General features: G+C 62.0%; 19 protein-coding genes. 11 read left to right on the top strand and 8 right to left on the bottom strand.

The features are described from left to right. Positions 1-6: 6 nt before the first annotated feature. Complete coding sequence (locus ACY8FN_RS20445) at positions 7-888, top strand: LysR family transcriptional regulator (protein ID WP_139717221.1); 882 nt, start codon at positions 7-9, stop codon at positions 886-888. A 6-nt stretch (positions 889-894) separates the two neighbouring features. Here ACY8FN_RS20445 and ygfZ read toward each other — a convergent pair whose 3' ends face one another. Then, positions 895-1,803 carry a tRNA-modifying protein YgfZ gene (gene ygfZ, locus ACY8FN_RS20440; RefSeq protein WP_463101044.1) on the bottom strand — a complete coding sequence of 303 codons (909 nt, stop codon included), beginning with the start codon at positions 1,801-1,803 and terminating at the stop codon, positions 895-897. Positions 1,804-1,915: 112 nt separating this feature from the next. On the opposite strand from ygfZ, the gene ACY8FN_RS20435 reads away from it, so the two are divergent. Further along, positions 1,916-2,185 carry an FAD assembly factor SdhE gene (locus ACY8FN_RS20435; protein WP_098968575.1) on the top strand — a complete coding sequence of 90 codons (270 nt, stop codon included), beginning with the start codon at positions 1,916-1,918 and terminating at the stop codon, positions 2,183-2,185. A 19-nt stretch (positions 2,186-2,204) separates the two neighbouring features. Continuing rightward, on the top strand, positions 2,205-2,603 hold the full coding sequence (locus tag ACY8FN_RS20430) for a protein YgfX (RefSeq protein WP_463101203.1): 399 nt from the start codon (positions 2,205-2,207) through the stop codon (positions 2,601-2,603). An 84-nt stretch (positions 2,604-2,687) separates the two neighbouring features. Here the strand turns inward: ACY8FN_RS20430 and ACY8FN_RS20425 are convergent, their stop codons facing one another. From ACY8FN_RS20425 to torC, 4 genes are all read right to left on the bottom strand, one after another. Further along, entirely contained in the window at positions 2,688-3,056 is a 369-nt protein-coding gene (locus ACY8FN_RS20425; protein ID WP_101321296.1) for a hypothetical protein, read from the bottom strand. A gap of 4 nt (positions 3,057-3,060) precedes the next feature. Beyond that, positions 3,061-3,729, bottom strand: a complete 669-nt coding sequence (gene torD, locus ACY8FN_RS20420) for a molecular chaperone TorD (protein ID WP_101325707.1) — start codon at positions 3,727-3,729, stop codon at positions 3,061-3,063. 99 nt (positions 3,730-3,828) lie between these two features. Further along, positions 3,829-6,321, bottom strand: coding sequence for a trimethylamine-N-oxide reductase TorA (gene torA / locus ACY8FN_RS20415; protein WP_463101043.1), 2,493 nt, complete (start codon positions 6,319-6,321; stop codon positions 3,829-3,831). A gap of 40 nt (positions 6,322-6,361) precedes the next feature. Further along, positions 6,362-7,528, bottom strand: a complete 1,167-nt coding sequence (torC, locus tag ACY8FN_RS20410) for a pentaheme c-type cytochrome TorC (RefSeq protein WP_463101042.1) — start codon at positions 7,526-7,528, stop codon at positions 6,362-6,364. Between the two features lie 145 nt (positions 7,529-7,673). On the opposite strand from torC, the gene torR reads away from it, so the two are divergent. Further along, positions 7,674-8,387 carry a two-component system response regulator TorR gene (torR, locus tag ACY8FN_RS20405; RefSeq protein WP_463101041.1) on the top strand — a complete coding sequence of 238 codons (714 nt, stop codon included), beginning with the start codon at positions 7,674-7,676 and terminating at the stop codon, positions 8,385-8,387. Positions 8,388-8,426: 39 nt separating this feature from the next. Here the strand turns inward: torR and ACY8FN_RS20400 are convergent, their stop codons facing one another. Next, a complete protein-coding gene (locus ACY8FN_RS20400; RefSeq protein WP_005338893.1) occupies positions 8,427-8,831 on the bottom strand; it encodes a GFA family protein in 405 nt (134 codons plus the stop codon). Between the two features lie 37 nt (positions 8,832-8,868). After that, a complete protein-coding gene (gene torT, locus ACY8FN_RS20395; RefSeq protein WP_463101040.1) occupies positions 8,869-9,915 on the bottom strand; it encodes a TMAO reductase system periplasmic protein TorT in 1,047 nt (348 codons plus the stop codon). 70 nt (positions 9,916-9,985) lie between these two features. On the opposite strand from torT, the gene torS reads away from it, so the two are divergent. Then, a complete protein-coding gene (torS, locus tag ACY8FN_RS20390) occupies positions 9,986-12,817 on the top strand; it encodes a TMAO reductase system sensor histidine kinase/response regulator TorS (protein ID WP_463101039.1) in 2,832 nt (943 codons plus the stop codon). Positions 12,818-12,868: 51 nt separating this feature from the next. Here torS and ACY8FN_RS20385 read toward each other — a convergent pair whose 3' ends face one another. Further along, positions 12,869-13,153, bottom strand: a complete 285-nt coding sequence (locus tag ACY8FN_RS20385; protein WP_101347952.1) for a hypothetical protein — start codon at positions 13,151-13,153, stop codon at positions 12,869-12,871. Between the two features lie 323 nt (positions 13,154-13,476). Between ACY8FN_RS20385 and glyA the strand changes: the two genes are divergently transcribed. The 6 genes from glyA (at position 13,477) to ribBA (ending at position 19,039) form a co-directional block, all read left to right on the top strand. Then, positions 13,477-14,730 (top strand): serine hydroxymethyltransferase, encoded by a 1,254-nt coding sequence (glyA, locus tag ACY8FN_RS20380; protein WP_068977825.1) that lies wholly within the window; start codon positions 13,477-13,479, stop codon positions 14,728-14,730. An 82-nt stretch (positions 14,731-14,812) separates the two neighbouring features. Further along, entirely contained in the window at positions 14,813-15,271 is a 459-nt protein-coding gene (locus ACY8FN_RS20375) for a hypothetical protein (RefSeq protein ID WP_463101038.1), read from the top strand. Between the two features lie 135 nt (positions 15,272-15,406). After that, positions 15,407-15,856 carry a transcriptional regulator NrdR gene (gene nrdR, locus ACY8FN_RS20370; protein ID WP_005338880.1) on the top strand — a complete coding sequence of 150 codons (450 nt, stop codon included), beginning with the start codon at positions 15,407-15,409 and terminating at the stop codon, positions 15,854-15,856. Positions 15,857-15,961: 105 nt separating this feature from the next. Beyond that, positions 15,962-17,071 (top strand): bifunctional diaminohydroxyphosphoribosylaminopyrimidine deaminase/5-amino-6-(5-phosphoribosylamino)uracil reductase RibD, encoded by a 1,110-nt coding sequence (gene ribD, locus ACY8FN_RS20365; protein ID WP_463101037.1) that lies wholly within the window; start codon positions 15,962-15,964, stop codon positions 17,069-17,071. Positions 17,072-17,126: 55 nt separating this feature from the next. Further along, positions 17,127-17,780, top strand: coding sequence for a riboflavin synthase (locus ACY8FN_RS20360; RefSeq protein WP_463101036.1), 654 nt, complete (start codon positions 17,127-17,129; stop codon positions 17,778-17,780). Between the two features lie 149 nt (positions 17,781-17,929). Further along, positions 17,930-19,039, top strand: coding sequence for a bifunctional 3,4-dihydroxy-2-butanone-4-phosphate synthase/GTP cyclohydrolase II (gene ribBA / locus ACY8FN_RS20355; RefSeq protein WP_101325697.1), 1,110 nt, complete (start codon positions 17,930-17,932; stop codon positions 19,037-19,039). The last annotated feature ends 137 nt before the right edge of the window (positions 19,040-19,176 follow it).

The raw sequence follows: 19,176 nt of genomic DNA, 5'->3' as shown, positions 1-19,176 counted from the left end.
CATAAGATGACGCCATCACTGGAACAACTGAGGATCTTGCTGGCCGCCGCCGAAACCGGCTCGTTTTCTGCTGCCGCCCGCAAGCTGGGCAAGGCGCAGTCGGTGGTGAGCAGCGCCATCGCCAATCTGGAGATCGATCTGGCGCTCACCCTGTTCGACCGCAGCGGCCGCTATCCGCAGCTGACGGAGGCGGGGGCCCGCATGGTGCAGGAGGCGGGGATCCTGCTGGCGCAAAGTGAACGGCTTCAATCCATTGCCGGGGAGCTGGCGGCGGGGGTGGAGACGGGCCTCACCCTGGCCATCGATGATGATTCTCACCTCCCCTGGCTTGGCACCCTGCTGGAGGAGTTTGCCACCCGCTACCCGACCGTGGAGCTGGAGCTGCTCTTTCCACTGATGGAGGATGTGACCGAGCTGCTGGTGACCGGCCGGGCCCAGCTCGGCATCAGTTACCAGAAGGTGCATCCCCAGCGGGAGATCGTCGCCCGTTCGTTGGGGGAGGTGACCATGCCGCTGGTGGTATCACCGGCTCATCCGCTGGCCCGTAAGCAGCCGCTGCGAGAGGTCGATCTGCAGGGGGCGCGTCAGCTGATGGTGACCGGACGACGGGAAGGGAGCGAACGTCAACGTTTTCGCATCTCGGCTCAGGTGTGGTGGGTCGAGGGGGATCTCGGGGTGCTGGAGCTGGTCAAGCGGGGCCTTGGCTGGTCCGCTATCCCGGAATTTCTGCTGCATCAGCCGTTGGCGCGGGGCGAAGTGGTGGTGCTGGAACCGGATTTTATTGCCAGCCATGCGCTGGCGCTGGAGCTGCAGTGGCATCGCGCCCGCCCGCTGGGGCAGGCGGGGCGCTGGCTGAAGGAGGCACTGCTGGCGCGGGTGCCTCGCTAGCCGACCTTACTCGGTCAGTGCGTAAGGCAGGGGTTGCAGGGTGAGGCGGGAGCCTTCGTCCTGCTTGAGGCGGAATTGGGCGTCAGCCTCGGTATCTTTCGGCAATACCGCGGTGAGCCACACCTGCCCGGCCTGTTGCCAGGCGTTGAGCACCATGCCGCTGCGGCGCCAGTTGTCACCCAGTTGCAGCTCAAGGGTATCGCCGCTGGCGACTGGCTCGCCGCTGGTGCCCGCCAGCAGGAACAGGGCGCGGTTGTTGGCGCCGCGATACTTGGCGCGGGCTACCGTCTCCTGCCCCATGTAGCAGCCCTTGTTGAAGCTGATGCCATCCAGTGCCTGCAGGTTGAGCATCTGCGGGATGTACTCCCCCTGATGCACAGCTTCCATGTGCGGCAGACCCGCCTTGATCTCGAGCCCCCACCAGAGTGACTCGTCGCCCTGCGGCAGTGTCTCGGCTTGCTGATTGCTCACCAGCAGCCAGCGATCCTGTTCGATCTTCACCGCCATGCCGCCGTCGATGAGACCGCTCTGCGCCAGATCAAACTGCGTGGCGATCCACCCATCACTGCCCGCACCGGCGATCCCGGTGGCGTGGCGCTCATCGGCACAGATCTCCACCTTGGAGAAGACTGCGAACTTTTTCAGCTCCGGCAGTTGGCGCTCCAGCACCGAGGGGGTGGTCAGCATCAATAGGGACTCTTCCAGGCAGAGCAGGCGAAAATCACTCCATAGCTTGCCCTTGGGATCGCAATGACCACCCGGGGTCTGTTGCCCCGGCTGCAGGGCATTCACATCACAGGTGACCTGACCTTGCAGAAATTTTGCGCGATCCGGGCCACTGAGGCGGGTGATGGCCAGCTTGGTCAGGGGGAAACGGGTCGGTTCGGCAGGAAAAGCAGGTGGTTGCAGACTCACGATGGTATTCCAGAGAGAAAGTATGTGAGCTGCATGGTAAAGACGTAACTAATGTTTGTCAGCCGGAAAATCCTGCTGGTACCATCCCCCGGGTCTATGTAAGGAGAGTGCCATGTTGAGCCCAGTTGAAAAATCCCGTCTGAAATGGGCCTGCCGTCGCGGCATGCTGGAGTTGGATGTGATCTTTATGCCGTTTTATGAAAACGAGTTCGACGCCCTGAGCGACGCCGATCAGCAGACCTTTATCCGCCTGCTGGAGAGCGATGATCCGGATCTGTTCCGTTGGACCATGGGCCACGCCGTACCGGCCGATCCCGCTTTTGTCGCCCTGATCAAGATGATCCTGGAGCGTAATCAGGCCCGCCACGACCGTCAGTTGTAACGCTGTGGCGCGGGTGATCATCCAGGTTCACCCCTCCCGCCATCAGCAGATGTTGCTGGTGGCCCTCTTTCTGTTGCTGCTTTGGCCGGTGGCTGGTCTGATTGCCGGCTGGCAGTGGGCGCTGTTGCTGCCCGTCTGGCTGGTGGCGCTCTGCTTTAGCTGGCGGGCACTCGCCGCGCCCCCGTTTGAACTGATCTGGGATGGCCAGTGGCTGCAGTGGCAAGGGTGCCGCTACCAGCTTGGCAAGCAGAGCCGCACTCTGCCAGGTGTGCTGCGATTGTCCCTGTTCCCCGATCCGCAAGGCACTGGATCGGCGTCGCCACGACAACTGTGGCTCTTCTCCGATGCCCTTCCCCCTGAACACTACCGTCTGTTGGCCCGTGCCATTCACTTCCTGCCGTCTGGCCATCGAGGCTGATCCCCTTTTAGTGAGTAAGGCGCCAGATGATCGCCAGTGTTGGCGTGTCTGGCTCAGGCAGTGATCAATAGGCGGTAAGGGTGATCAGCCTTTCTGGCGACCAAACGCTTGAATCCCCCGCACCAGTACCAGCCAGCCGAGCAGATGGAAGGGCAGGGCCAGCAGGTAGAGCAGCAGAAAGTGTGACTCGTTGCCGCTGCTGTTGATGAAGTCGATCCAGGCGGCCAGCAGGGCCAGCATACCGGCGATCTGAAAACGGCGGCGCAACACCACTTCCACACCGAGGTTGGCAAGATAGAGGGTGAGCAGAATACCGGCAAAGCCGGTGAGCTGGGCGGTGCCATACAGCTCGCGATCCGGGTTGAACAGCAGCGTGACCAGTGGGGTAAGGCCCTGATCCAGCGGGATCAGGGCCAGCAGCCAGCATGCTATCAATAGCAGCGCTGTTCTCACTGCGTCAACCGGCCGGTTGGGTCGGCTTCACCAGACTCAGATAGTTGGCATCCATGGTGAGGAAGACCCCCAGCAGGCGCGCACAGGCGCCATAGAAGCCAAACTGGTCGGCAGCGCGACAGGCGGTTTCGAACTTGGCGAACCAGCCCAGCAGATGGGTGTGCAGCAGCGCCTCCTGTTCGTTCAACCAGCTTTCCCGCTCGGCAGCGCTCTTTGCTTCCGCCGCGCGGATGATGAGATTGCCCATCAGATCCAGCTCGATGGCCAGATGGTCGGCAGGCTCTTTGTATTTGTCGCTGACATTGATGCCGAGGCGATCGAGGCGGGCCTGCATCTCGGTCATCGGGGCTTGCATCATCAGCTTGGCATCGCCGCGGTAGAGCGATTCGTAGGGCAGGGCGCCCTGCTTGGGATCCACCAGAAACAGGCCGGCGAAGTCGGCGGCCAGCTCCAGCTGGCGATCCGGGCGCACCAGCAGGCGAGCGATGGCGTCGTTGAGTTCCGCCACGGCGTCGCGCATCGGGTCGAGGGTCGAGAGGCTTTTCAGGAAGCTTCGCACATCATAGGTGTCATATTCGGCGATCTGCTCATCGCTGAGCTCGGCGGCGAACAGGGTGGAGAACCACCAGTAGAGTTCGGCCCGGCGTTCGCTGGTAGCCATAAATTCCTGCATTTTTCCTCCGTGGATGGCAATCGGGAGCCTTGATGGCTCCCGATTCTAACGACTTTAAAAATAAAGGAAACTCAAGGGGGCGCTTTCGTCCCCCAAGGGTCAGAGAGCCGGGAACATGGGGTCGATGCCCTTGGCTGATTCCGGCGTGCCGAAGGCAGTGACAGCCGGTGCCTGCCCGCGGAACTTCTCGATCTCCACCAGCGCGGTGTGGGCCGTGGTGGCCTGCGCCAGGCTGGAGGAGCCGATGTCGGCAGTCAGCACGTTGGGGTCACCATAGGTACAAAGGGTGCCGACCTTGCCGCCCTCTTGCGGGCCATACCAGGCACCTTCCTGAATGCGCACCACGCCGGGGGCGTAGTCATCGCTTACCACCAGACCGGCCAATACCTGACCGCGGCCGTTGAACACCCGCACCAGATCGCCGTCCTTGAGACCGCGGGATTTGGCATCTTGCGGATTCATATAGACAGGCTCGCGCCCCTGCACCGTGTAAGTGGCACGGTAGTTGTCAGAGGAGCAGAGCTGGCTGTGCAGCCGCTTGTCCGGGTGGCAGGATTGCAGGTGCAGCGGGTACTGCTTGCTGCCCGGCCCGCCGTGGGAGCGCTCGTAGGGTTCGATCCAGACCGGGTGGCCCGGGCAATCCCCATAGCCGTAGTCGGCGATAGTCTTGGAGTAGATCTCGATAAGGCCAGACGGGGTGCCCAGCGGCTCCAGATCCGGCTCCTGACGGAACGATTCGTGGCGTACCCAGGGCTGGCCCGCCGGGAAGGTGACGAACCCTTCGCCATGCCAGAACTGGCTGAAACGGGGCAGACGAATACCGATGCCGCGACCCTGCAGGCGGGCGTCGTCATAAATGCTCTGGATCCACTCCAGCTTGCTCTTGCCGCCGGTGAACTCGGCCTCGCGACCGAAGCGACGGCAGAGATCGGCGAAGATGTCGTAGTCATCGCGCGCCTCGAACAGCGGCTCAACCACCTTGTGCATGGCCAGAATGCCCGCGTTGGAGTGGGAGCCCCACTGCTCGATGTCATCCCGCTCATAGGTGGTGGTGGCGGGCAGCACGATATCGGCAAAGCGGCAGCTGGCGGTCCACTGGTGATCGATGCTGACCACGGTTTCCAGCTTGCGCCAGGCGGCGACCATCTTGTTGCGATCCTGCTGGTGGTGGAACGGGTTGTTGCCGCAGAACACCGCCATCTTCATGTGGGGGTAGGTGATGGTCTGGCCGTTGAAGGCGATCTGCTTGCCCGGATTGAGGATGCAGTCGACGAAACGGGCCACCGGAATGTATTTGGAGTAGCCTTTCCAGTCGCCGTCATGGAGCGGCTTGACCCCGGGAATGACCGAGCTGAAACCGGACATGATGGGGCCGCTGGAGGTGATGGTGCCCGCACCGTTGTAGTGCCAGCCAAAGCCGTAACCGCCGCCTGGCAGGCCAATCTGGCCAATCATCGAGGCCAGTACCACCAGCATCCAGGCGTACTGCTCGCCGTGGTGCATGCGCTGGACACACCAGCCGCCGATGAGTTGGGTACGGCCGCTGCTCATGGCGCGGGCCAGCTCGCGGATGGTCTCGGCAGGTACGCCACAGATGGCGGCCGCCCACTCGGCATCCTTCACCTGACCATCGCTGGTGCCCAGCAGGTAGGGCAGGAACTTGTCAAAGCCGGTGGTGTAGTTCTTCAGGAACGCCTTGTCGTGGCGCTTCTCGCTGTAGAGGGTGTGGGCGATGCCCAGCATCAGCGGCACGTCGGTCTGCGGATTCAGAGTCACCTGATCGCAATTGAGGTACTTCTGGGTCTTGGATTTGACCGGATCGACGCTGATGACCCGGATCTCGCCCTTGGCCACCTTATCTTTCAGCTGCGCCCAGTAGTCGTAGACGCTGTGATCCGGCACCAGCCAGCCCACTTGCAGGTTCTTGATGGGATCGGAGCCCCAGATGACGATGGTCTTGCTGTGCTCCAGCACCAGCGGCCAGGAGGTCTGCTGCTCATACACCTCCATGGCGCCCGCCACGTGGGGCAGGATCACCTGGGCGGCGCCGGTGGAGTAGTCACCGGCTTTGGCCAGATAGGTGCCGTGCAGGTTCATGGCGCGTCCCAGCATGGCGCCAGCGGAGTGCAGCTTGCCCACCGACTGCCAGCCGGAGTGACCCGCATAGAGGGCGCTCGGGCCATGGTTTTTCTGCACCCGCTCCAGCTCGTGATAGAAAAAATCGAGCGCCTGGGACCAGGTCACCCGCACAAAGCGGTTCTGGCCACGTTCGCTGGTGTCGGACTGATGGCCTTTGCGCAGCCAGTCCAGTCGCACCATGGGGTAGCGAATACGAGACGGGTTATAAACCACTTCGCTCAAGGCTTTGAGCATGTCGGTGGGGTGCTTGTCATGCTGGAACGGCAGGGTATCGACCCAGCGGCCATCGACCACCCGGGCGCGGAAGGCGCCCCAATGGGAGCCAGATTGCACCAGCTTGTCGCCAGACTCGGCGGCCATCACGGCACGACCGAGCAGGGAGGGGCCGATCAGGGCGGAAGCACCGCCAGCCAGCAAGCCACCCAGAAAACCACGACGGGAAATATTGATCATCTTGTTATTCCTCTCTCGGATCCGGAACTCGAATCCGGAATTAGTGGCTACCCTGACCACCAGTATCGGCGGCATGGTTCTGCAGGTATTTGAGCAGGGTGCGCTCCTCTTCCTTGCTCAGGCGATAGTAGGCAGACATCGCCTTGAGTCCCGAGATCCAGCCGTTGGCAGTGAAGTGAGCGGGATCCGGCGCGCCGTGGCAGGAGTTGCAGGTGGATTTGTACATCTCGCCGGCGTAATCCCAGATCGGCTTGAGTGAGGATTCAAAGCCCTTGTTGTCGACCCAAGCCTGTACCTGTACCTGCTCCCAATTGATATGGGTGGCACTGTCGGTCTCTTTTTTCAGGATCTGTTCGCTGGCTTTCAGCTCGTCACGGATGGTGGCGACAAAGACCCGCTTGCCCATGTATTCGCTCAGCACCCGGCCCTTGCCGTCGCTCTCGCGCCACCCTTCGATGGTCACTTTGAGGCGATCGCCGCTACGTGCCACTACCTCGATGCGGGAGGCGGGCAGCAGTTTGCCGACCGGCTCGCTACTTTGTTCGCTGGCATAGAGATCTTTTTCACCCAGGTTGTAGAGGGTCTCGGCGGCTGGCGCCTCTTGCGCGTCGTTGACCAGGGTGGCGTAAGTGGCCCGGAAGCCGCCCGCCATGTTGGGCAGTTCGTGGGCGATGCCCTTGTGGCACTCGATGCAGTTCATGTTCTTCGCTGCCGCATCTTTCATCGCCAGCGCTGCCGCCGGGGACTGCTTGGCGTGATCCATGTTGTCGTAGCTGTGGCAGGACTTGCAGGTCTTGGAGTTCTGGCTGCTCATCCGGGCCCATACCTTCTCGGCCAGATGCAGGCGCCGGTCCTCGAACTTCTCCTGGGTGTCGATGCTGTGGCCGATGTACTCCTGATAGAGGTCGTTGGCCGCCTCCATCTTGCGGGCCACCTTGCCAACGAAATCCTTCGGCTGGTGACAGTCGGTACAGACCGCCTGTACGCCGGAAGCATTCTTGAAGTGGATGGACTCCTTGTACTCCGGATAGACGGTGTCTTTCATGGAGTGGCAGGAGATGCAGAATTCGAGGCTGCTGGTTTTCTCAAAGCCATAGTGCAGGCCGACGGTGCCCGCGAGGGTGACGCCGACGCCCACCAGAAGCAGCGCCAGTACCGACCAGCGACGGCTGGGGGTGCGCAGGAAGTGCCACAGTTTTTTCATCATGCTCTCTCACATCACTTTTTTGATGGGAGCCATGATAGGGCGGCGTTGTGAACAGGGCTGCCGCTACAAATTAATGAAATAGGGGTATTTATGACAAAATGTGAATAGAATAATCCTCCCTTGTCGACCATCGTGAACCCTGCCCATGAGCTACCACATTCTGGTTGTTGAAGATGATGCTGTTACCCGCGAGAAGCTGACCGGCTATTTCGAGCGGGAGGGCTATCGGGTGACGGCGGTCGAAAACGGCCAAGAGATGCGGGCCGTGCTGGCGGAGCAGACGGTCGATCTGGTGATGCTGGATATCAACCTGCCGGGGGAAGACGGCCTGCTGCTGACCCGTGAACTGCGGGCGCGCAGCACGGTGGGGATTATTCTGGTCACCGGCCGCAGCGATGCGGTGGACCGGATTGTCGGCCTCGAGATGGGGGCCGATGACTATGTCACCAAGCCGTTCGAGCTCCGGGAGTTGCTGGTACGGGTCAAAAATCTGCTGTGGCGGATCTCGCTGGCTGCCGCCACCCCAAGCGAGCCAGCGGAGGCTGACGATGCGGTGCGCTTTGGCCCCTGGCGTTTTGATATACCCCGCCGCCAGCTCAGCAAGGACGGAGTGCCGGTGCGTCTGACCAAGGCGGAATATGAAGTGCTGGTGGCCTTTGTCGCCCATGCCGGGCGGGTGCTGAGCCGGGAGCGGATCCTGACTCTCATCAGCCATCGTGGTGATGGCCCGAGCGATCGCACCATAGACGTGCTGATCCGGCGGCTGCGCGGCAAGATGGAGCCGGATCCGCGGGATCCCCAGCTGTTTGTTACCGTCCACGGTGAAGGCTATCTGTTTGCTGGCGAGATAGTCTCCTGACTCCGGCGTGGTAGCTTTGGCCTGTGTAAGGGGCGAGGATCAGACTGGTGGGCGGGTATCAAATTGCGGGCAGTCGTCGCCAATCTGGTGCCAGGGCGCCTTGGAGCCGACAAAGATGTGAAACGCGGGCCGCTGGCTTGGCACATCGTCCAGCACTCCGAGGCGCAGATTGATCTTGCCGCTGCTGCTCTTCTGGCTAAACAGGCTGGAGCCGCAGTGACGACAGAATGCCAGGGTGGTCTCTGCCGATTTCCGGTAGCGGCCGATGGCCTCTTCTCCCTTAACAATGGTGACCTTGTTGCCATCCAGTCCGCCGACCGAGGCGTAATCTCCCCCTGAAAACTTGCGGCATTCGCTGCAGTGGCAGTTCCCCATATAGTCGAACTGATCCGGCAGGGTCAGGGCGACGGCGCCGCACAGGCAGCTGGCATGTAACTCTTTCATCTCTTCTCCTTGAGTGTGTTAATCGGATTTGGGACGGCTATTCGACCCGATAGACGGGACGAAAAGCGCCATCCGAGAGGGAATCGACGGGGTCGGCCAGCGGTGCAGAGAGGGTCAGAATGGGTGGCCCCATCACCCGCGGGCACTGCTCGGCACTGGCATCCGGGTGTTGCAGCAGGCAGACCGCCTGAGCCACCGCAAGGCGCCCCTGCAGCCGCATCTGATCGCTGTTGGCGGCCAGGATCTTGCCCCGGCGCAGGCCGCGCTGTACGCCGTGGCTGAAGTAGGTGCTCAGCACTTGGGGCCTGTCGAGATGGCGCTGCGCCAGCTCGTTGACCGCCACTTCGGCGGCGATAGCGCCTCCCACCAGATAGTCGAGCGCTGGATAGCGGGCCAGGGTCTGCTGCACCAGGGTACGCTGGATTTCCCGGCTGTTGTCGCCGCGCTCGGTAGTGACCAGCTCGATGGCGCTCCCCTTGATGGCGTCGGCAAAGCCCGGTTCCACGAAGTTGTTGCCGCCGCTCGCTTGCGGGCCGGGGAAGAGGGCGACCGAGACCTGTTTGCTGCCGGCGGGGTGGCGCTGCGCCAGCCAGTGGCCAATCTGCCAGCCCATCTGGTACCAGGAGACTCCCACCTTGGCCTGCACCAGACCGCTGGGCAGATCGTTGACCAGACCAAAGACCGGCAGCGGCGTGACCTTGATGGCCTCGTGCAAGCCCTGATAGCTCACGGCGCCGAGCAAGATGGCGTCGCTCCCTTCCTGCGCGCATCGCTGCAACTGCTGGCGCTGCTCGGCGAGGGCGCCGTAGCCCCCCGCTTCGTGGATCTGCAACTTGACTCCCAGCCGCTTCGCCTCGTCCACCATGCCCTGATTGACCGACAGCCAGTAGGCGTCGCGCAGATGGGGGTAGAGGGCACAGAGGGTCAGCGGTTTGGTTGCGGCGGTGGGTTCCGGCCACTGCTGGCGTACCGGCTGGCCGCTGAATTCGCCGCCTCGCCAGATATCGACCGCAAAGGCGAGGGCGGCGCGGGGAAGCATTAGCAACCAGATCAGCAACAACGGGGAGAGATAGACGCTTCGCATAGTCAGGGGTTTTGTTAAAGTGTTGGGCCATATTATCCGGTCAAAGCCGACCACAACCAAGGGACTTCCCGTGAGAATCTTTTCCGGCCTGGGTGGCAAGTTGCTGCTGGCCTTCTCCCTGATGGCATTACTCACACTGAGTGCCTCCCTGCTGGGCTGGGTAGGGCTTAGCCATCTGCGCCAGCTGGAACAAGGGGTACAGCAGACTCTGGCCGATCAGGAGCTGGCACGCACACTCTCTCGCCTCAGCGGCGAGATCCAGAGCGCGTCACGGCTGCTGGCCACCGCGACCAGCGAGCAGGAGCGGGAGCATCAGGGACGTTTGCTCACCTTGCAGGGACAACAGCTGCAACAGGTGCTGGCGCAACTTGGCCGTGGTGGCCAGCCGCAGGGCCCGGCCACCCTCGATCAGCTCAGCCAGAGCATCATCGGCAATCTGGGTCAGCAGGGCTGGCTGGTGGGGGAACGGTTGACCCTGATGGCACAGGGTGAGGCGCAGCGGGCCCGTCTGGTGGCGGCTGCCGGGCAGATCGCCGAGTTGGCGCGCAGCCAGATGGAGAACGCCGAAACCGTGATGGTGGCGGGATTGGGTTCCCTCTACCAACAGCAAGGTGCGCAGGCGACCCGGACGCTGGACCGCCTGCTGGAGCAGGATCTCGACTGGCTGGAGCAGATGACCGAGTTGCGTCACCGCACCCTGATGCAGCAGCAGCGCATTGAGGAGATGTGGCGCAGCGAACAGCAGGGGCAATTGCAGACGCTGTTGCAGGAGGGGCTGCGGGAGCTGGCGATTTTGCAACTGCGGGCCGGGGCGGTGACCGATCCGGCCCGCCGTCAGGCGGTGGAGCAGGCGCTGACCGTGCTGGCGCAGAGTGAGAAGCTGGTGCAACTGCGCAGCGACTGGCTCGGCAAGGGGGAGGCGCTGAGGGTGCTGGCCAATGCCAATGAGGCCCTGATGAGCAGCCTCAACCAGCAGGTCGGTGAGCTGGTCAGCCGTGCCCGCGATTCGCTGGGGCAGAGCCAGCAGGCGCTAAGTCAGCGCCTCAGGCTGCTGGAGCAAGCGCTGATGGGCATTGGCCTGCTCACCCTGCTACTACTGATGCTGCTGATGTGGCGTATGGTCTACGGCCGGATCGTCTGGCCGCTGCAACGGGCGGTGGCGGGGATGAGTCGTTTGGCGCGCGGGGATTTGGCCCCCCTTGACCCGATTGCCAATGCGGGGCGCGATGAGCTGGCGGAGCTGGGGCGGGCCCTGCAGGTGTTTCGTGACAATGCGGTGGAGTTGGGCCGCTATCAGCGCGAGCTGGAGTCGCGGGTCGAGGAGCGCACCGGCCAGCTCAGCCACGCCAACGAGCGGCTCAATGAAGAGGTGGAGAAGCAGCGACAGGCCCGTGACGAGGCAGAGCAGGCCAACCGCGCCAAGTCGGTTTTTCTCGCCACCATGAGCCACGAGATCCGCACCCCTATGAACGGCATTCTGGGTGGCCTGACGCTGCTGGAAGATACCCGGCTGAGCGATACCCAGCAGCGCTATCTGGCCGCCATCGAGCACAGCGGCGAATCCCTGCTGGAGATCCTCAACGACATCCTCGACTACTCCAAGATAGAGGCGGGCCATGTGGAGGCGCGCCGCGAGCCCTTCCCCCTGTTCCAGCTGGTGGATGAGCTCAGCGCGTTGTTCCGGCCAAGGGCGGCGACCAAGGGGGTGACCTTGGCGCTGGAATATGCGCCCGAGCTGGCGCCAGTGGTCGAGGGGGATCTGGGCAAGCTGCGGCAGGTGCTCGGCAATCTGCTCGGCAATGCGGTCAAGTTTACCGCCCGCGGCCAGATTACCCTGGCGGTGGCGCCCCTTGTTTGTCACGGCCCTTGCGCCGAGCCCTGCATCCGCTTCGTGGTGCGCGATACTGGCCTCGGCATTCCGGCCGATGAGCAGGAGGCGGTGTTCGAGGCGTTTCGCCAACGCTCGCGGGACGTGGGTCATCAGGGAGGGACAGGGCTGGGGTTGGCGATCAGCCGCAAGCTGGTGGCCGCCATGGGGGGCGAGCTTATCCTTGCCAGCGAACCGGGCAAGGGGTGTGAATTCAGCTTCAGCCTGCCGTTGCAGCGCTCGAGCGCCCAACTGCCCGCCGAGGCGCAGCCGCTGCACCTTGGCCAGTCTCGCGACATCCTGCTGGTGGAGGATAACGAGATCAACCGGCTGGTGGCGCACGGCATGCTGACCCGCCTCGGCCATCGGGTGACTCTGGCCGAGGATGGTCGCAGTGCGCTGGCGCTGGTGACCGAGCGCCCCTTCGAACTGGCGTTGCTCGATATCAACCTGCCCGATATGGACGGCATGACTCTGCGCGAGGATTTGGCCGCTATTAGTGAGGAGATGCATGAGCGGCCGTTGCCCGCCATCGCCATCTCGGCCCAGATGTATCCGGAGGATATCCGCCACTGCCTCGCCGCCGGTTTTGTCGATTTTGTCGGCAAGCCGGTGCGGCTGGCGGTGCTGGCGAACGCCATCGAGCGGCTGTTTCGGCAGGAGGTTACCTCCATCGAGCCTCCCACGCAGTTATCTGTTGCCGCCTCTGCTAATCGGCCCGAGTGGGCCAATCCGGTGCTGGATGCCGATCTGCCCCTGCTCGGCATGGCGCGGATCTGCCAGCTTGTCGGGCTGTTTGAGTCGCAAGGGCGGGTGTTGGTGGACGAGTTGGCCAAGGGGGAGGTGAGTGAGCAACGTCAGCTGGCGCACAAGCTCAAGGGAAGTGCCCTGGCGCTGGGGCTGACCGAATTTGCCAGCCACTGTGCGGCCCTTGAGGCGGGAGGCGGGGAGCCTGCGGCAATCGGGCCGCAATTTGAAGCGGCGGTGAGCGGGTTACAGCAGTGGCTGGCGGCCAATAGGGATGCGCCGTCTTGATCCCTGCTGGCTATGCACAACGTTCAGAGGTGGTGGCCAGTCCCTGCGCCGTTATTCGATTTCGCGAAACAGCACCTGCTTGCACTTGGCGCAGACCCATTCACGGCGAAAATCGGCCAGATGCACCAGACCCACTTCCCGCAACTCGTGGTGGCCGCAGTGGTGGCAGAAGATGATGTCGCCATCGACCGCCTCCGGGTGGGCCGCCAGATATTGTGCCTTGGTGGGGAGATCCTCCCACGGGCAGGTGGCAATATGTTTGCGCTGGCTGGTGTAGTAGACCCAGTAAAACAGAAAAAAAATAGCCAGGATCGCGAATGTCAGCAGATGGTCCATCTTGAGTTCCTCCGGTCAGATGCCGCCCTTCGGGCGGGTGCGGCAATCAGCTCCATCATCATTAAATTTGTTTCGAATGAATATGTTACAGGATGGATCACCATGACGTTGTGATCCCCTTCGGGTTTTGCCCGCCCAACAGCGGGATGACAAATGTCTCTTTTGGCGGAGCGGCCAGGGTATTGAACGGGGAGGAAATCTTGTTTTTTACAACATAAAATCAACATTTTTTTAGGTTGTTGGACTGTCTCTTTGACCCAGCTCACGTTACAATGCCACGCCCATTACACCTACCGCGCAAACGATTTTCAGGAGAGAAACGGATGTTGAAACGTGACATGACCATCGCCAGCTATGACCCCCAGCTGTGGCAGGCCATCACAGACGAGACCCGTCGTCAGGAAGAGCATATCGAGCTGATTGCGTCTGAGAACTACACCAGCCCCCGTGTCATGGAAGCCCAGGGCTCCCAGTTGACCAACAAGTACGCTGAAGGCTATCCGGCCAAGCGCTACTACGGTGGTTGCGAGTATGTGGATGTGGTCGAAACCCTGGCCATCGAGCGCGCCAAAGAGCTGTTCGGTGCCACTTACGCCAACGTGCAGCCGCACTCCGGCTCCCAGGCCAACAGCGCTGTCTATATGGCTCTGCTGCAGCCGGGCGATACCGTGCTGGGTATGAACCTGGCCCACGGTGGTCACCTGACTCACGGCTCCCCGGTCAACTTCTCCGGCAAGCTTTACAACATCATCCCTTACGGTATCGATGAGTCCGGCAAAATTGACTACGACGAGATGGAGCGTCTGGCCGTTGAGCACAAGCCGAAGATGATGATCGGTGGCTTCTCCGCCTACTCCGGTATCGTTGACTGGGCCCGTATGCGTGAAATCGCTGACAAAATCGGTGCTTACCTGTTCGTCGACATGGCTCACGTAGCCGGTCTGATTGCCGCAGGCGTCTACCCGAACCCGGTGCCCCACGCCCACGTGGTGACCTCTACCACTCACAAGACCCTGGCCGGTCCCCGTGGTGGTCTGATCCTCTCCGCCGCTGACGACGAAGAGCTCTACAAAAAGCTCAACTCCGCCGTCTTCCCGGGTGGTCAGGGTGGCCCGCTGATGCACGTCATCGCTGGTAAAGCCGTTGCCTTCAAAGAGGCGCTGGAGCCCGAGTTCAAGACCTATCAGGCTCAGGTAGTGAAAAACGCCAAGGCGATGGCTGCGACCTTTATCGAGCGCGGTTACAAGATCGTCTCCGGCGGTACCGACAACCATCTCATGTTGGTGGATTTGATTGGCCGCGAGCTGACCGGTAAAGAGGCTGATGCCGCGCTGGGCAAGGCCAACATCACCGTCAACAAGAACTCGGTGCCTAACGACCCGCGCTCCCCGTTCGTCACCTCCGGTGTGCGGATCGGTACCCCGGCCATCACCCGCCGTGGTTTCAAGGAAGCCGAGTCCATCCAGCTGACCAACTGGATCTGCGATGTACTGGACAACCACGACAACGATGCCGTGCTGGCCACCGTACGCGAGCAGGTGCTGGACATCTGCCGCCGCTTCCCGGTTTATGCCTGATAACGGCGTTAATCCGGTTTGAGACCAATGCCACCTTCGGGTGGCATTGTTTTTTCTGGCATTTGGCAAGAGGTGAGGGCGGATGACGCTGAACAACGACGCACAAAGGTGCGATGAAAGGGGTGATGAGGTGTGGGAGGCGGCGCTCAAGCTGGCGATCCGCGCCCAGTATCACTTTCGTACCAGCGAGCAGGGGCTGCAGGCCTGGGATGTGCGCCGACTGGTGCGATTGAGCCGCGACCTGCCGCTGCAGGCGGTGGCCCTCGGCCGGATTGCTGAACTTGACCGGGTGCACTGGTACGGCCATGACGGCGCCAGCCCCACGGTGCGCAGCGTGGTCGAGCATTGCCAACTCATCATGGCGGCGGATCTCGCCTATCCGATCATTCTCGACAGCGCAGGGCGGGTGATGGATGGCATGCACCGGATCGGCAAGGCACTGCTGCTGGGTCATGACCATATCGACGCGGTGCAGTTTACGGTCGATCCTGCCCCCGATTATCTGGGTTGCGATCCCGATAGCCTGCCTTACGACGACTGAGCTGCCCCTTGGTGATAACGGACAGAAAAATCACGCTTTTGCGCTTTTTACCGCCCTTGTATGGCCGTGCTACACTGGCCGACCTAGATCCTGGCCCGCCGGGCCGGTACCTGTTCCATTAACGCCGGAGGTCCGATGCATTGCCCATTCTGTAGTGCGGTTGATACCAAGGTGATCGATTCCCGTCTGGTGGCAGAAGGCCATCAGGTGCGCCGCCGTCGTGAGTGTCTGCTTTGTCACGAGCGCTTCACCACCTTCGAGATGGCCGAACTGGTGATGCCCCGCGTCATCAAGTCCAATGGCTCCCGCGAGCCGTTCAACGAAGACAAGCTGCGCGCCGGCATCCTGCGGGCGCTGGAGAAGCGACCGGTGAGCATGGAGGCCATCGAAAAGGCGGTCAACCACATCAAATCCCGGCTGCGCGCCACCGGTGAGCGCGAAGTCGCCTCCGAGCTGGTGGGCAATCTGGTGATGGATGAGCTCAAGAGTCTGGACAAGGTGGCCTATATCCGCTTTGCCTCCGTCTATCGCAGCTTCGAAGATATCCGTGAGTTTGGTGAAGAGATCGCCAAGCTGGAAAAATGAACCTTCCCGGACGCAGGTTCGATTAGCGAAGCGTAACCGGACGCGGTAACGCAGTCAGTTACGTGATCGGATGCGGCTTGGGTGTTGTTGAAGACAGGAGTCCTGATGTTTAGTCAAGATGATTACCAATGGATGAGTCGGGCCCTCGAGTTGGCTCGCCGCGGCCGCTACACCACAGCCCCCAACCCCTGCGTGGGTGCCGTGCTGGTCAAAGATGGCGTGGTGGTTGGCGAAGGGTGGCATCAGAAGGCGGGCGAGCCCCATGCGGAGGTCTATGCCCTGCGCGCCGCCGGTGACAATGCCTGTGGCGCTACCGCCTATGTGACCCTCGAACCCTGCTCTCACCATGGCCGTACTCCCCCCTGCGCCGAGGCGCTGATCAAAGCCGGTGTGGCCCGGGTGGTGGCGGCCATGGTCGATCCCAATCCCGAGGTGGCCGGGCGCGGTCTGCGCATGCTCTCCGAGGCGGGTATCAAGACAGATTTTGGCCTGCTGGCCAGCGATGCCGAGGCGCTCAATCCGGGCTTTTTCAAGCGGATGCGAACCGCTTTTCCACGGACCACAATCAAGCTGGGTGCCAGCCTCGATGGCCGCACCGCCATGGCGAGCGGCGAGAGTCAGTGGATCACCTCCCCCGATGCGCGCCGCGACGTGCAGCGGCTGCGGGCTCGTCACGATGCGGTGCTCTCCAGCGCCGAGACGGTGCTGGCCGATGGCGCCTCCCTGACTGTGCGTTGGGATGAGCTGCCCCCGTCGGTCAAGGCCAGCTATTCCAAAGAGACCCTGCGCCAGCCGCTGCGGGTCATCGTCGATTCGCAAAACCGGCTCACCCCCGACTTGCCGCTGTTCCAGAGCGAAAGCCCGGTGCTGCTGGCCCGTCACAAGGCATCCGGCGAGTGGCCCGAGTGGGTGCAGCAGTTGGAGCTGCCGCTGCTGGATGGCAAGCTGGATCTGGTCAGCCTGTTCATGCTGCTGGCTAAACGGCAGATCAACTCGGTGCTGGTTGAAGCGGGGCCACGGCTGTGCGGCGCGCTGCTGGATAAAGGACTGGTGGATGAGCTGGTGCTCTATCAGGCACCAAAACTGATGGGTGATGAGGGGCGCGGCCTGTTCCATCTGCCCGGGCTGAGCCGACTGTTCCAGGCGCCCAAGCTCAACATCAAGGATGTGCGCATGGTCGGGCTGGATATTCGCATTACCGCCAAAATAGCCTGATTTATCAATGTTAAAGGGGGCAGTATCTGCCCCCGTCATCAGCAAGGTGATCTGCATGTTTACCGGAATTATCGAAGCGGTGGGAACCCTGGCCGAACTGCGCCGTCAGGGCGACGACATGGCCCTCACCGTCCATGCGCCGGATCTGGATTTTAGCGACGTCAAGCTGGGTGACTCCATCGCCACCAACGGCGTCTGCCTCACTGTGGTGGCGCTGGGCGACCAGCGCTATACCGCCGATGTGTCGCTGGAAACCCTGTCGCGCAGCGGCTTTGCCGCAGCCAGAGTGGGCGATCGGGTCAACCTCGAGAAGGCGCTGATGCCGACCTCCCGCCTCGGTGGCCATCTGGTCTCTGGCCATGTGGATGGAGTGGGGGAAGTGAAAAGCGTCTCCAGCAGCGGCCGCGCCATCGAGTACTGGATCAAGGCGCCGGGCGAGCTCTCCCGTTACATCGCCGAGAAGGGGTCGATTGCGGTGGATGGCATCAGCCTCACCGTCAACGCCGTGCAGGGGGATCTGTTCCGCCTGACGATCGTGCCCCACACCGCACAGGAGACCACCATCGCCAGCTGGAAGCCCGGCCACAAGGTCAACCTGGAGGTGGATCAGATCGCCCGCTATCTGGAGCGGCTGATGATGGGCAAACCTCAGGAGAGCAGCGCTTCGACCCTGACCATGGCGACCCTGGCCAAGGCCGGTTTTCTCTAACGGTGTGCGCTAAATCTGGCCACCAAAACGATTTTCTGTGATCCCGCTCTGATTGAAATGGGGCCGTGCGCCCCCATCTAGAGCAACATACACTCGCATTTTTATTGAGCCTGCGGGCTCAATTCCCAAGCACATTGATGGAGTAACCCATGGCGCTGAGCACAACCCAGGAAATCATTGCCGATATCAAGGCTGGCAAGATGGTGATCCTGATGGATGACGAAGACAGGGAGAATGAAGGTGACCTCATCATGGCCGCCTCCTGCGTCCGTCCTGAGGATATCAACTTCATGGCCCGCTACGGCCGTGGCCTCATCTGTCTGACCCTGACTCAGGATCGTTGCAAGCAGCTGGCGCTGCCGCTGATGGTTGATCGCAACAATGCCCAGTTCTCTACCGCCTTCACCGTGACTATCGAAGCGGCCGAAGGGGTGACTACCGGTATCTCAGCTGCCGATCGCGCGGTGACCGTGCAAGCTGCAGTGGCGCCCAATGCCAAGGCGGCCGATCTGGTACAGCCGGGCCACATTTTCCCGCTGATGGCGCAGGATGGTGGCGTGCTGACCCGTGCCGGTCACACCGAGGCGGGCTGCGATCTGGCTCGTCTGGCCGGTTACGAGGCGGCCTCCGTCATCGTCGAGATCCTCAACGAAGATGGCTCCATGGCCCGCCGTCCGGATCTGGAAGTGTTCGCCGAGCAACACGGTATCAAGCTTGGCACCATTGCCGACCTTATCGAGTACCGCAACCAGCATGAGACCACGGTCGAGAAAGTGGCCGAGTGCAAGCTGCCTACCGAATATGGCGAGTTCGACCTCATCACCTTCCGCGACACCATCGACAATCAGGTTCACTTCGCCCTGAAAAAGGGTGAGGTGCAGGCCGACCAGCCGACGCTGGTGCGGGTGCACCTGCACGATGTGTTGGGGGATCTGTTGCTGACCGACCGCCACGCTGCCCGCAGCTGGCCGCTGCCAAAATCCATGGCGCGTATCGCCAGCGAGGGTGGGGTGCTGGTGATTTTGGGTGCCGAGTCTCATGGTGATGAACTGCTGGCCCGGGTCAAGGGCTTTGAAGCCGCCGACAAGGGGCTGGCACCGGAAGGGGCCAAGTGGCAGGGTACCTCGCGCCGGGTTGGCGTGGGCTCCCAGATCCTCAAAGCCCTTGGCGTGAGCAAGATGCGCTTGCTGAGCTCGCCGAAGAAGTACCACGCCCTCGGTGGTTTCGGTCTTGAAGTGGTTGAGTACGTCAGCGAGTAAAGTTCTACCAGAGAAGTACCATCCCCTTCCGGGCGGTTTCGGTCTGGAAGTAGTGGAATAAGTCGGCGAGTGAGCTCGCCGGACTGGTTAAATCGCGATCATGGCTGTCTATTGCAGCCATGGTTTTTGTCGTGGGT

It is taken from the genome of Aeromonas sp. 160P (assembly GCF_055193095.1).
The sequence above is the reverse complement of the archived record's forward strand: the minus strand, read 5'-3'. Positions and strand labels throughout refer to the sequence as shown.